Raw genomic sequence first — 13146 nt, forward strand, 5'->3', positions numbered from 1 at the left:
GGTTAGTTGCAAGTTAAAAGCAGCTAAATCGCTCTTAATCAAGCGTTTTAGAATAAAAAAAACGCCGATATTTTAGTACATAGTAAATAGCCAACCACCATGGGGCTTCTTTTGCCTTTTTTTTTATTTGGTAAATTTCTTAAATATTTATGGCTAAAGTAACTTAGGTTCACCGACAATCGTCATCCCGCTAAGTGTTAGCGGGATCTATTGCCGAGATACCGCGAATGAATCGCGGTATGACGGTCTGCGGCGGCATGACGATAAGGTTTATACCTTGTCATCCCAGTGCCCAGACACTGGGATCCAGCCTTTTCATAATCATCAAAACGTTGTATTTTAACATAAAACGGCTACTTTTATACTTACCAACTTAATAAAATTCCTGGATCCCAGTGTCAAGCACTGGGATGACAAGAAGAGGGTACTTGGATAAGAGGCATTGCCCTCCTGGTAGGCCCAAATTGCAATGTTCGTACAGTTGTGCGCGGTATCTCAGCCGCTAACAAGTAGCGGAATGACGAGGTCTTTCGATAGTAAATCTTACCTATGTTAGCTATACCAAAAAATCAAGAGTAAAAAAGTCGTATTTATTCATTAATAAAATCTTTGTCTTCTCCTAAAAATTAGTTAAAATGTAAGATATTTTGTGTTATTAAGTTAGCACTTGACTTAACTTTAGTTGTTACTTAGACTGCTAAAGTGGAATTTTAATTTTTTTACGAGGACAATTATGCATTATAAAAAGTTTTTTTCAGCAGCCGCTTTAGCAACGTTGCTAAGTTTATCAAGCTCTGCTTTTTCAGATCCTGTTGGTCCAATAAGTGATGAAGAAACTAGCTACTACGTTCGTTTGCAATACAATGGTGAATTTTTACCTCTTTTCACAAAAGTTGATGGTATTACAAATGTAACAGGCAAGGAAAAGGATAGTCCCTTAAAAGCATCTTTTATAGCTGGTGGTGGTGCGTTTGGCTATAAAATGGACGACATTAGAGTTGATGTTGAAGGGCTTTACTCATGGTTGAATAAAGATGCAGATGTAGTAGGTGATACAGTTGCAGATAATTTAACAGCAATTTCAGGACTAGTTAACGTTTATTACGATGTAGCAATTGAAGATATGCCTATCACTCCATACATTGGTGTTGGTGTTGGTGCAGCGTATATTAGCACTCCTTTGAAAACCCCTATAAATGATCAAAAAAGTAAATTTGGTTTTGCTGGTCAAGTAAAAGCTGGTGTTAGTTATGATGTAACTCCAGAAGTCAAACTTTATGCTGGAGCTCGTTATTTCGGTTCTTATGGTGCTAATTTTGATGGAAAAAAAACAGATCCTAAAGATTCAACCAGACAGGTTACTGATGCAGGCGCATACAAAGTTCTTTACAGCACTGTTGGTGCAGAAGCTGGAGTAGCGTTTAATTTCTAGTCTATCTCAGTCTTGTTATCCCAGTGGGTTTTTTCTTGTCATCCAAGTAGCATGACACTGGGATCTAGAAAAAGAAATGTGGATTCCAGTGTCAAGGCACTGGAATAACACTATTTGCTATGTGTTTAAGCTATAACGTTCACCATTGTATTGATAGAATATCATCTAAAGTTACATAATGTTATCCAATTAGCTAACACTGCGGCCTACTGTCTCCAAGAAATTAGATGGAAAATTTGTACTTTTTTCAAATCAAAGCTTGAATTTTTGCTGGAAAATCAATATATTATATGCATGAAGTTTTAATTTAAGTTGTTATGTTGACCCCAATGGCAAGCTTATGTGTCGATAGCAGAACCAATCTCATACAATATATTGCTAGGGTGCGAAAATTTCCCATGCTGTCTCAAGAGGAAGAAGTACAACTAGCAAAAAATTGGAACCAATACAAGGATATTTCTTCTGCTCATAAATTGATTACCAGCCATTTGAATTTGGTAGTGAAAATTGCAATGAAATTCAAAAATTATGGACTATTGTTGATGGACCTGGTCATGGAAGGGAATATGGGTTTAATGCATGCAGTAAAAAAGTTTAATCCTGATTTAGGGTTTCGTTTTTCAACTTATGCAGTGTGGTGGATTGAAGCTTCAATAAAAGACTTTATATTGAAATCTTGGTCATTTGTGAAAATAGGCACAACGCAAGCACAAAGAAGATTATTTTTTAGTTTACGTAAAATAAAAAAAAGAATTTTACAGTATACAAACAGAGAAACTTTAAATAATGAAGAAATAAAAGCAATATCTAATGAGCTTTCTGTATCCGAAGGAGATGTTGTACAAATGAATTACCGTTTGGCTTGTAAGGATCAGTCGCTAAACGATTGCATAAAAATAGGTGATGACTCTAAAAGGGAGTTACAAGATATGATCCCATGTAACTTGGTCAGTCAAGAAGTAACCTATCAGAATCATGAAGAAAAAGAATTAAAAGAAACAATTTTAAACAATGCACTAGCAAGCCTCAACGAAAGGGCAAGAGACATTTTTATCAGTAGATATTTGTCTGAAAACATTCAAACTCTGGATGAACTTAGTAAAAAATATTGTGTTTCAAGAGAAAGAATAAGGCAGTTGGCTGAGCAGGCGATGGCTAAGGTAAAACGATATATACAATCTGAAAGTTTGAAATTTGGTTTGCATGCGTAGTTTTTTTATATTTCTAATATTTTTTTCAATAGGCACTTTTGCATCAGTTAGTGATGTACAATTGAAGGAAAAATATAAAGATTGGCTCGTGTATACTGCATTGGAAGATGGAGAGAAAGTATGTTATATTGTATCCTATCCTAAAAAAAAAAGCGAACATTATACAACCAACCGCAAGCCATATGTAATGGTTAGTTATGTTGATAAAAAAGCAGATGAGGTAAGCGTTACCTCTGGTTTTCAGTATGATAAGGAGCCTGTAGCTCTCAATATCGACAAAAAAATTAAATATACACTGCCCATAATACAGGGAAGTTTTGCATGGGCAGAGCATACAAAAATAGATCAAGATCTCATTCTAAAAATGAAGCAGGGATTATCAATGGTAGTGAATGGGAAAACAAAAACAGTGACCATTGATGATACTTATTCCCTACTTGGGTTTCAAAAAGCGTATCAAAAAATGCATGATTTATGCCATACAAAGTAAATTATTGTAACAGAATACCCAGCTATAGTATAAACTAGACTACTCTTTCAATGAATAGCACTTTACTTTATATGGAATGCGGATATCATTTAAAATATATTTTTGAGAGTTAGTAATGTCAGAGGTTGCAGGTGTAGATACAGAAATCAAAAAGCAAAATTCTGTGTGTGAGCAGATGCGTTTTAGCGTGAGCCGCACAAGTCTTTTAAATACATTATCCAGAGTAAGTGGAGTGGTTGAAAGGCGTAATGCAATAGATGTTTTGGCGTGTATAAATATCAAAGCACAACACGGCAGCATAAAATTAATGGCAACTGATCTTGACATTTCAATGTTTGCCTCACTTGCTGCAACCGTATTAACAGAAGGAGAAGTAAAAATTTCAGCGCATACTTTACATGACATAGTGAAGAAGTTACCCGCTGATTTGGATGTCAATTTTGAAGTAAACAACCAAGGAAAATTATTGATGTCTTGCGGAAATGCAAACTTTTCTTTACCGAATGTAGTTTCAAGCAGCTTTCCTGCTCTTGAAGAAGACAATTATAAACATGATTTTACTCTACTAAATACGGACCTGATAGATTTATTAACTAAAACAAAATTTGCTGTATCACTAGATGATACAAGGTATAATTTAAATGGAATATATCTACATACAGATGAGCAATTTCTGTACTGCGTTGCAACTGATGGCCATCGTTTATCATGTATAAAGAGGCCAAAGCCTGGGAACATCAATGGCGAATTTGGTGTGATCATTCCACGTAAAACTGTTATGGAGCTGTTAAAAATATTGGACGATTGTAATGAAATTAAAGTAAAACTCTCAGACAGAAAAATCAAGTTTACATGCGGTGAATATATTCTAATATCAAAATTAATAGATGGAACTTTTCCAAATTATAAAGCAGTTATTCCAGCATCTCAAGATAAGCATATGATTATTGAAAGTAAAAAACTTTCAGACGTTATAGATCGAGTTTCCGTTGTTGTATCTGATAAAGTAAAATCTATTAAATTCTCACTACAAGAAAAGCTGCTAACTCTGCATTCAAACTCCCAAGAGTGCAGTGATGCAACTGAATCCATAGAAGTGGACTACAATGAAGCCCCTATAGAAATAGGGTTCAACTCGCGTTATTTACTTGATGTTCTATCCTGCATAAAAAATAAATGTAAGTTTAGCTTAGCCGATGGTAATAGTGCTACAATTATCACTGATGAAGACGATTCAAGTGCATTATATGTAGTAATGCCAATGAGAACTTAAACTCGTCATCTCGCTGCTTGTTAGCGGAATCTGGAGATACCGTGGCGGTATGGCACTTATTTCACTAGCTTTTATTAAATTAGTAATCTATCTTTACCAAATATAAGCCAAAAGGTGGTGCAGTAACTCCAGCGGCACTTCTTTTGCATTGGTTTAATATATTTAGCATTTCTTGCGGATTGGTTCTATTTTTTCCAAATTCAACTAAAGTACCCACAATAATCCTCACTTGGTTATGTAAAAAGGAAATAGCAGATATTTTGATGTGTATATGATTCCCATTTTGTATTATATCGATATCATCAATTGTTCTTATCAGATTTGCGGCTTGACAATCTTTTGAACGGAAACTTGAAAGGTCATGTTTTCCAAGTAGATGTTTAGCAGCTTCACGCATAATATTTACATCAAGTGGGCTAAACACTTGCCATACATAACCCGTCTCCAGAGCGGCAGGAGCATAGCGATTAACTATTCTATATTCGTAATATCTTTTTTTTGCTGAAAACCGTGCGTGAAACGCATCATCTACAACTTCTGCATTAAGCACGACTATAGGAATTGATTTTAAATGATAGTTTATTGCATTCCTTATTCTATAAAGCTCAAATTCCTTTTCCATATCAAAATGAGCAACTTGTCCTAAAGCATGAACCCCTGCATCAGTCCTGCCACCACAGTACAAAGTAACTTTCTCACCACTAAAATTAAATATAGCATTTTCTATCTTCTCCTGGATTGAGTTAGCAGAGTGTTGCTGTTTTTGCCAACCAGAGAAACTACTACCATTATATTCTACCGTTATTTTGTATCGCACTGCATTACATCAAGCTCTATCTAAAATAGTCATTTTCTATCTTAACATAATTTATGGTCAAGCCTACAGTGCTGCCACTCCCATAAAGTAGTTCGTCCAATCTTAAATCTTGCTGCCACTGCTTCTCTGCTTTCTCCTTCGTCTAGCGCCTCCATTGCTTTTTTTCTTAAATCATAACTATATGCTGCTGGCATTCAACCTCCTTATCATTATCTATCCTTATCACATCCGGACTTCTATGAAAAGAGCTATAAATCGTGAAAAAGAACTGCTCATTAAGTGCTATTTGCTTAATAAATTTACTGACATTGGTATGGCTAAATTCGAAATGGCTACATGAATTTATCGTAAATTATTACCGTATAAGGTACGATGCGACAAAGCCATCCCAGTGTCAGCTACTCGGATGACACCGTCATAAAGGAACCAGTGTTAGCTACTTGGATGACAACCATTGTGCTTGAGGCAAAATTGACTATCACTTCTTTTTATAGAGCTTGCTCCAAACTTTGTTGTTAGTTAATACAAAAAACACTGTTAAAATTATAAAATACGCCACTACTTTTAATCCAAGTTTATGCCTGCGCTCTAATTCTGGCTCTCCTGCCCATTGTAAAAAATTTACCACGTCATATGCCATATTTTCAACTGTGGCTTGTCTTGCAACATCATATTCCACCATTCCTTCAGAAAGTGGTGGCGCCATAGCTAATCTGCCTGTTGGAAAATACGAATTAAAATATAAATCATTTTCATCGTGTTCGCCGTTTTGATAGCCTGTTAACAGTGAATAGATATAATTTGCACCATCATGCCTTGCTTTAATAATTAATGATAAGTCTGGTGGGACTGCACCATTGTTGCTTGCTGCAGCTGCTTCTTTTGTATCAAAAGGCGCAATAAAATAATCCGAAGGTACTCCAGGTCTGTCAAACATTTCACCCAAATCATTCGGACCATCTTTAACTTGGTAAGAAGCTGCTATCTGTTTTACATCTTCTTCAGAAAAACCGACATCTTGCAAATTACGAAATGCTACCCTATTCATTGAATGACAAGCAGCACAGACTTCTTTATACACTTTATAGCCACGCTGAATTGACTCTCTATCGAAAGATCCGACAATTCCATCAAATTTCCAGTCTATTTTCTTATTTGGTAATGGTTTAAACTCTTCTGCAGATATAAGACTAGATAGAAATAACATGCAGGAGATTGCAAATACATTAGATCCCATGCGTAACCACTGTTTTAGTAAATTTCGAATTGATGACAACGGAAGATAGTGGAATGACACTGTGTGTTGTATACAACGTTCATACAGTTGTGTACATGATGCTGGAATCCATTTATTTTTTTTCTGGATCCCAGTGTCAAGCACTGGGATGACAGAAGAGGGTGCTGGGATGACAGAAGAGAGTTCTGGAATGACAGAAGAGGGCTCTGGGGTGAAAGAAGAGAGTTCTGGGATGACAGAGAATTTTGTAAGAGATCTGCTTTGAATTGACATCACCTCATCTCCGGCACAGAATCACTTAAGGTTTTTGGTGGTTCTTTTGGCTTTTCATACTTACTAAGCAGTGGTAAAACTATCACAAAGTATGCAAAGTAATAAAGAGTAGATAGCCTACTCATAGTGATGTAAGGTTCTTTCACCTCTTGTCCTCCAAGCCAGGCAAGAAGTGCAAAATTTATTGCAAAAACCCAAAAAAATTTCTTAAACACCGGGCGATAAGCACCACTTTTAACTTTTGATTTATCAAGCCAAGGTAACAAAAACCACACTAAAATAGACGCAAACATGGTAAGCACACCAGTAAGTTTATCTGGAATCGAACGTAGCATTGCATAAAAAGGTAAAAAATACCACTCTGGCACTATGTGTACCGGAGTTACCATAGAGTCAGCTTCTATATAATTATCTGGATGCCCAAGATAATTGGGAGCATAGAAAACAAATGCGAACAAAACTACAAAAAACAGACCAAAAGTTATGCAATCCTTGACTATATAATAAGGATAGAGAGGGATGGTATCCTTATCTGATTTTACCTCCACTCCACTTGGGTTACCAGAGCCAAACCTATGCAGAGCTATCACATGAAGCATAGCTAAAGCAATAATAACAAAAGGCAGAAGATAATGCAGAGCGAAAAAACGGTTAAGTGTTGGGTTATCCACTGAAAAACCACCCCATAACCATATAACTATTTTATTGCCAATTAAAGGTATAGCAGAAAATAAGTTGGTTATAACTGTTGCACCCCAGAAACTCATTTGTCCCCAAGGCAATACATATCCCATAAAGGCAGTTGCCATCATTGCAAAAAATATAAATATTCCAATAAACCACACCATCTCTCTCGGTCTTTTATAAGATCCGTAATATAATCCACGCATTATATGAACATAGACTACCATAAAGAAGAGCGATGCTCCAACAGCGTGAGTGTAGCGTATTAACCACCCGTAATTCACATCTCGCATTATGCGCTCTACACTATTAAACGCATAATCAACATGCGGAGTGTAGTGCATAGCAAGAAATATACCTGTTATTATTTGTAAAATCAGCGCTATACCAGCCAAAGAGCCAAAGTTCCAAGCATAATTTAAGTTTTTTGGCACTTGGTAAGAAGCAGTGTGTCTTAGAAAAGAAAATATAGGCAATCTATATTCTATCCATCCTAATATGCCTTTTTCTTCTTTTATTGTTTCTTTTTTGTTATCTTCCTGCATAACTTAAACCTTTCTGAACACATGTCCATTGCTACTTTTATCTTATTTTTTTATTGTAGCAACTTATCCTTTACGCACAAATAAAAACTTTAAAGCAATATTAATTACCTCTTCAGCAACCTATCACGTGCCGCATTTAATTTTTGTGTAAAATATTCCGAGCCTCCTTATATCTGGATGGACTAGCTTCATTAAATTTTAATATGCTTTATTGATTTCATTTTGGTTAGCTCCAGAATCTATTCCTAGCACTTTAAACGCTCCATCTCTGAACATGTTACTACTACCGGACTAGTATGATTTTGTCTTGTAAATTTATTCAACAACCCTATTCTAACTATAGAATGAAAAATTATCTACAAAGTGTTTATAAAGATGGTATGAAAATCCAACTATCTAAAGTTAACAAATATTTATTAGTTTTACTGATTACTGTTTCAGCATTTCTCATATCTGGGCAAGTATCCAGTTCAAGCAATATCGAGAATGATTTTCAAGATTTACAAGAAAAATTACCATTATTGAAAGATCAGGATTTGTTATTTTTAGATCCAGCTTCAGCTTTAAATTATGGTGATAGGGCAGGTAAAAAAGTGTTAATGGTTATAGTTCACCATACTGAAACATCAACATTAAAAGGTACAAAAGATACACTGAATGCTAGAGGATTGTCAGTTCATTTTATTGTCGATAGGGATGGCAGCATCACCTTAATGGTTCCATTAGAGAAAGAAGCATGGCATGCTGGTATTAGTTATGCAAGAGTTAAGATAGATAGCAAGCTTGAAGAGCTACGGAAGCTTAACAACTACTCTGTAGGTATTGAAATTGTAAACACAGGACTTGAGCCTTTTCCGGAAGAGCAAATGAGGTCCGTTAAAGAGCTGATTTTATATCTTATGGAGCGTTTTAAAATTAAAAGGGATATGATATTTAGTCATTCTGAAATAGGAACTATAGTGCATGATCCAGAGCTTGGCTATACAATGCGTAAACCAGATCCACACAAATTGTTTGATTGGGAGTTATTAGAGAAAAATGGAATTGGATTGCACATAAGTGACAGAATAAACCCTAAAGATGCTAAACAGCAAATGGGCGAAATATTGTATAAAGCAGGTGATAGAAATGAAGGTATTTTGAAATTAAAACAAAGGCTGAACAAATTTTTCTATAAGATACTACCCTGGAATGATAAGAAAGGTAATGTAATTTTTCCTGATAATAATGCTGATTACTCAGATAAGTTTGACGAGAATTTTGTATGGGTTATTTATCAGTTCTCAATACATAATTTACCAAGAGGAATTAGAAAAGATTTACCTCTTAAATTAGAACAAGCGGATATATTTCCTGAATTCTTTAGTAAATATAGTCATGGCATTTCTTCTAGTTATTTAACCTTTAGTGAAAAATTTAAATCGACTCTACAACCATGTTTAAGCAAAGTAGATTATGAGAATTTATTATCTTCTCTTGCACAATATGAGAATAACATTTCTCCTGATGCATCTACCACTTTAATGTACAAAATTAAGTTATACTATGATTCTTATTTAAGATATCGCATATGGTCTTCACTCTATGAACCATTTAAGCTTAATGTATTGGAAGAGTTAGACATTTTAAAGAGTGGAGTGTTATCTTTAAAATCACTAGATAGCTCTAAAGCTGCAGAAGTTTCCAGTTTAATTGATAGCTTTAAAGTAGATATTTCTTTAGAATTTCAGGATTTTGAAAAACAGTGGTTTCAGGAGTTTAAGAATGCTTGGAGACAAGAATTTATACCTTCCCTGGAAGAACAGATAACATGGACTGCGCTACATGAAGCAATATTGGAGTATTTAGAAAAAGCAAAGGAAGAAATTTGTTAAACGAAAACTTTTTTTAAGATCACTTTTTTAACAATTTATCACGCGCCGCATTTAGCTTTTGCGCAAAATATTCTGAGCCTCCCTTATCTGGGTGAACTAACTTCATTAAATTTTGATATGCTTTATTGATTTCATTTTGACTTGCCTCAGGATTCAGCCCCAGTATCTTTAATGCTTCATCTTTGGATATGTTATTACCAGTGTAATTTTCAGTATAACTTCTACTGCTATTAAATTCGTTCAAAAACTTACTCAATACAGAGTTTATCATGAAACTTATGTTATTTTTTTTTGTCAGGAAGAGAAAAAATACAACAACGCTAGGCAAGACAAACGTGATTATTATGAATACTAAAAAAAGGAAAAAGATGAATGACATGTATATTTTTTTATCATTTTATGATTAAATAGTAACAATTATAATTGTCATGGTAAATAACATGTTCATCCAGATTGAAGAAACACCAAATCCAAACACACTGAAATTTCTTCCTGGATTTGCAATTCTAAACGAAGGAGAAACGGCTGATTTTTTAAATGCAGACGAAACAAAAAACTCCAAGTTAGCAGCAAATCTTTTTCAAATAGAACATGTGGTAAGAGTGTTTTTTGGTCATGATTTTATTTCAGTAACAAAATTGGGTGGAATTAATTGGGATACATTAAAAGTAGAAATTTTAACTACAATTATGGATCACTTTACTTCAGGTGGAAAAGCGCTAGATAAAGAAGGAGTGAATGATCCAGACGAGGAATTTTTTGATGAAAGTGATATAGAAATTGTAAATAGAATAAAAGAATTGATGGAAAGTTATATCAAACCTGCAGTTGCTCAAGACGGTGGTGATATCAAATTCCGTGGCTATAAAGATGGAATAGTTTATGTTGAGCTGCAAGGAGCCTGCTCTGGGTGCCCAAGTGCTGCAATTACTTTAAAGCAAGGAGTGCAGAATATGCTGAGCTACCACATACCAGAGGTTGCGGGTATAGAGACTACACTATGACTAATCAAACAGTTAGAGGAACGAAAGACCTTCTATTTGATGAGTGGTATAAGTTTAAATACATTCAGCAAACAGCAAATAGAATCTCAAGTCTATACGGCTTTTTGCCCGCCCAGACTCCAATATTTGAGTACACGGAGGTTTTTACAAAAACCTTAGGTGATAGCTCAGACATCATCACTAAAGAGATGTATAGCTTCAATGATAAAGGGGGAAAGAGCATAACTTTACGTCCTGAGTTCACCGCAACGATTGTTAGACTATTAATCGAAAAAAAACTGCAAACACCGATCAAATTATTCTCAACAGGACCTGCATTTCGCTATGAAAGACCGCAAAAGGGAAGACAAAGGCAATTTCATCAGATAAATTTTGAGGTTTTTGGCATAGAAGATCCAAAAGCTGATATTGAATTGATATCACTCGCTCAGCACTTACTAACTGAATTTGGCATCAATAAAAATGTAAAGCTGGAAATTAACTCTTTGGGTGATGGTGAAACAATAACTAAGTATAGAGAAGCTTTGGTATCATACTTTAGAAAGTATCAAAATGATCTATCAGAAGATAGCAAAAATAGGTTGATCAAAAATCCACTCAGAATACTGGATTCTAAGGATGAGAAAGATAAATCAATAATTTTGGATGCACCTAAAATCAGTGATCACTATACAAAAGAATCTTCATATTTCTTTGATCAGGTGTTAAATGGACTGCAAGCTCTTGGCATACCTTACACTGTAAATAGCAAATTAGTTCGAGGCCTGGATTATTATTGCCACACAGTATTTGAATTTGTTACAGAGGATTTAGGTGCACAAGGGGCAGTTTTTGCCGGTGGAAGATACGATAATTTAGTATCTTCAGTAGGTGGAAAACACACTCCAGCAATAGGATTTGCAGGGGGTATTGAGCGCATAATGGAGTTAATCAATTATTCTCCGAAAGAAGAGCGACCTATTTACCTAATTCCAATCGGTAGAGAGGCTGAAGAATATGCCATAACACTTGCGAATGAATTGCGCAGAAATGGTTTATATGTAATCTATGAATATAGCGGAACGCTCAAAACCCGAATGAAAAAAGCAAATCAAGCAAATGCTAAAGCTGCTTTAATTTTTGGCGATGAAGAATTGAGTAGTAAAACTTTAAAGATTAAAAACATGGATACAGGTGAAGAAAAAATAATTGCTCGCGATAACACAATAGAAAACATCTAATTAGGAGCAATGCAAATGTTTTTCTCAGTCAGCTATAGAAGAAAATTCGTCTGCACAAGAATTTTTCATAACATTCAATGTATCATAATCTGTAAAATCTAATTTTATTGGTGTGATAGTAATAAATCCTTCTTTTATTTTATTTACACTACCACTGCCTGAGTGCTCTCGAGACCAATTTAAGCTAAAAGAGCCATTCGAATTTTCAGTAAAAGTAAAATCCCCATCAATGTTATATTCACCTTGTTCAGCAAATTCTACTCCTTTTACTTTTTCCGTAGCAGGAAAATTTACACTCATCACTATGTTTTTAGGCCAACCAACCTTAACTAGCTTGGCAATAACCTTTGGTGCAAAAACCTTTGTATTGTGCCAGTCTATTTTATCATGATAAACTTGGCTCAGCGCAATAGAAGGTATAGACCTTGCAGCACCTTCCATTACAGCACCAATTGTTCCTGAATAACAAATATCGTCCCCAACATTTGATCCAATATTTACTCCGGACAATATTAAGTCTGGTTTTTTATTCATAACTTTATTTAGCGCAATAATGACACAATCTGCAGGAGTACCAGACACACTAAATTCCCTTTCACTATGTTGTTTTATTCCAATAGATTGTTTCACTGGATAATCAAGAGATCTTGCAGCTCCGCTTCTATCAGTATCTGGTGCCACTATCCATATTTCTGACGCAAAATTCCGTGCAACCTCTTTGAGTAATTTTATTCCTTCACTTCCAAAACCATCATCGTTTGTTATTAATATTATCATATACAATACTCAGCTATACAGCTCCAAATTATGTAAATCACTGGCTGTAAATAAACTCATGAGGCTTTAAGTTTCTTTGCATAACTGTGAACTGTAACAAAGAACCTGCTGTAAATCAATAGATTTCTTGCACAGGCCATAACTGTCATTACAATAGAAACGAAAAAACTTACTTGACAAACTCCGCCAGCCCCCTTATCATGAAACTGAAGCTATTTATTTATCTTTGCAATCTGTGCAGGTTAATGACAAAAAACTTAGGGTATTTGGCGTCTCATGTTTAATTTTTCGCACTACGTGCATCGCATG

At 35.0% G+C, this 13146-nt stretch carries 13 protein-coding genes and 2 pseudogenes; 9 read left to right on the plus strand and 6 right to left on the minus strand.

Features of this window, described 5'->3' with window-relative positions:
* Positions 1-239 precede the first annotated feature (239 nt).
* The 5 genes from BA053_RS07220 (at position 240) to dnaN (ending at position 4406) form a co-directional block, all read left to right on the plus strand.
* Positions 240-377 (plus strand): hypothetical protein, encoded by a 138-nt coding sequence (locus tag BA053_RS07220; protein WP_218914974.1) that lies wholly within the window; start codon positions 240-242, stop codon positions 375-377.
* A gap of 356 nt (positions 378-733) precedes the next feature.
* On the plus strand, positions 734-1432 hold the full coding sequence (locus BA053_RS02510) for an acyloxyacyl hydrolase (protein WP_065106717.1): 699 nt from the start codon (positions 734-736) through the stop codon (positions 1430-1432).
* Between the two features lie 317 nt (positions 1433-1749).
* Positions 1750-2643 carry an RNA polymerase factor sigma-32 gene (locus BA053_RS02515; protein WP_065106718.1) on the plus strand — a complete coding sequence of 298 codons (894 nt, stop codon included), beginning with the start codon at positions 1750-1752 and terminating at the stop codon, positions 2641-2643.
* Positions 2636-3133, plus strand: coding sequence for an invasion associated locus B family protein (locus BA053_RS02520; RefSeq protein WP_065094506.1), 498 nt, complete (start codon positions 2636-2638; stop codon positions 3131-3133). The genes BA053_RS02515 and BA053_RS02520 overlap by 8 nt, the downstream gene beginning before the upstream one ends.
* Positions 3134-3248: 115 nt before the next feature.
* Entirely contained in the window at positions 3249-4406 is a 1158-nt protein-coding gene (dnaN, locus tag BA053_RS02525) for a DNA polymerase III subunit beta (RefSeq protein WP_038199350.1), read from the plus strand.
* Positions 4407-4485: 79 nt separating this feature from the next.
* Here dnaN and truA read toward each other — a convergent pair whose 3' ends face one another.
* Together truA and BA053_RS02535 are read right to left on the minus strand one after the other, a co-directional pair.
* Positions 4486-5223 (minus strand): tRNA pseudouridine(38-40) synthase TruA, encoded by a 738-nt coding sequence (truA, locus tag BA053_RS02530; protein WP_065094507.1) that lies wholly within the window; start codon positions 5221-5223, stop codon positions 4486-4488.
* Positions 5224-5294: 71 nt separating this feature from the next.
* Positions 5295-5417, minus strand: a pseudogene (locus tag BA053_RS02535) (IS630 transposase-related protein); the annotation flags it as partial.
* Between the two features lie 47 nt (positions 5418-5464).
* On the opposite strand from BA053_RS02535, the pseudogene BA053_RS08760 reads away from it, so the two are divergent.
* Positions 5465-5563 (plus strand): annotated as a pseudogene (locus BA053_RS08760) (IS5 family transposase); the annotation flags it as partial.
* 138 nt (positions 5564-5701) lie between these two features.
* Here BA053_RS08760 and BA053_RS02540 read toward each other — a convergent pair.
* Positions 5702-6460, minus strand: a complete 759-nt coding sequence (locus tag BA053_RS02540; RefSeq protein ID WP_065095300.1) for a cytochrome c1 — start codon at positions 6458-6460, stop codon at positions 5702-5704.
* 272 nt (positions 6461-6732) lie between these two features.
* On the minus strand, positions 6733-7962 hold the full coding sequence (locus tag BA053_RS02545) for a cytochrome b (protein WP_065094509.1): 1230 nt from the start codon (positions 7960-7962) through the stop codon (positions 6733-6735).
* 344 nt (positions 7963-8306) lie between these two features.
* Here BA053_RS02545 and BA053_RS02550 point away from each other — a divergent pair, with 344 nt between their 5' ends.
* Positions 8307-9836, plus strand: coding sequence for an N-acetylmuramoyl-L-alanine amidase (locus BA053_RS02550; protein ID WP_245611013.1), 1530 nt, complete (start codon positions 8307-8309; stop codon positions 9834-9836).
* Between the two features lie 19 nt (positions 9837-9855).
* Here BA053_RS02550 and BA053_RS02555 read toward each other — a convergent pair whose 3' ends face one another.
* Complete coding sequence (locus BA053_RS02555; protein ID WP_245611014.1) at positions 9856-10107, minus strand: J domain-containing protein; 252 nt, start codon at positions 10105-10107, stop codon at positions 9856-9858.
* A 169-nt stretch (positions 10108-10276) separates the two neighbouring features.
* Here BA053_RS02555 and BA053_RS02560 point away from each other — a divergent pair, with 169 nt between their 5' ends.
* Positions 10277-10840, plus strand: coding sequence for a NifU family protein (locus tag BA053_RS02560; protein ID WP_065094510.1), 564 nt, complete (start codon positions 10277-10279; stop codon positions 10838-10840).
* Positions 10837-12060, plus strand: a complete 1224-nt coding sequence (hisS, locus tag BA053_RS02565; protein ID WP_065094511.1) for a histidine--tRNA ligase — start codon at positions 10837-10839, stop codon at positions 12058-12060. The genes BA053_RS02560 and hisS overlap by 4 nt, the downstream gene beginning before the upstream one ends.
* A 24-nt stretch (positions 12061-12084) precedes the next feature.
* Here the strand turns inward: hisS and surE are convergent, their stop codons facing one another.
* Complete coding sequence (gene surE, locus BA053_RS02570) at positions 12085-12837, minus strand: 5'/3'-nucleotidase SurE (RefSeq protein ID WP_065094512.1); 753 nt, start codon at positions 12835-12837, stop codon at positions 12085-12087.
* Positions 12838-13146: the final 309 nt, after the last annotated feature.

This window comes from Wolbachia endosymbiont of Nomada ferruginata, from assembly GCF_001675785.1.
In the GTDB taxonomy this organism is placed as follows: domain Bacteria; phylum Pseudomonadota; class Alphaproteobacteria; order Rickettsiales; family Anaplasmataceae; genus Wolbachia; species Wolbachia pipientis.